This window comes from Pseudomonas sp. FW305-3-2-15-C-LB1 (assembly GCF_058787615.1).
This window is the reverse complement of the sequence record NZ_JBYSZX010000045.1, coordinates 1-533: the sequence shown is the minus strand read 5'-3', so window position 1 is coordinate 533 and position 533 is coordinate 1. Positions and strand designations below refer to the sequence as shown.

The window sequence follows — 533 nt, the reverse complement described above, 5'->3', positions numbered from 1 at the left end:
GGACGGTTACCACGGTGTGATTCATGACTGGGGTGAAGTCGTAACAAGGTAGCCGTAGGGGAACCTGCGGCTGGATCACCTCCTTAATCGACGACATCAGCTGCTCCATAAGTTCCCACACGAATTGCTTGATTCATTGAAGAAGACGATAAAGAAGCAGCCCGAAATTGGGTCTGTAGCTCAGTTGGTTAGAGCGCACCCCTGATAAGGGTGAGGTCGGCAGTTCGAATCTGCCCAGACCCACCAATTTTGTGTGGGAAACGCCTGTAGAAATACGGGGCCATAGCTCAGCTGGGAGAGCGCCTGCCTTGCACGCAGGAGGTCAACGGTTCGATCCCGTTTGGCTCCACCACTACTGCTTCTGCCGTATGAAAGCTTAGAAATGAGCATTCCATCCAGGTGATGGTGAATGTTGATTTCTAGTCTTTGATTAGATCGTTCTTTAAAAATTTGGGTATGTGATAGAAAGATAGACTGAACGTTACTTTCACTGGTAACGGATCAGGCTAAGGTAAAATTTGTGAGTTCTCTTA

General features: G+C 48.2%; 2 tRNA genes and 1 rRNA gene. All 3 read left to right on the top strand.

From position 1 onward, the window contains the following. Window positions 1–86 (top strand): 16S ribosomal RNA (locus AC3WP7_RS30055); the annotation flags it as partial. Window positions 87–169: 83 nt separating this feature from the next. Then, a tRNA-Ile gene (locus AC3WP7_RS30050) sits at window positions 170–246 on the top strand. 30 nt (window positions 247–276) lie between these two features. Continuing rightward, window positions 277–352: transfer RNA gene (locus AC3WP7_RS30045), tRNA-Ala, on the top strand. Window positions 353–533: the final 181 nt, after the last annotated feature.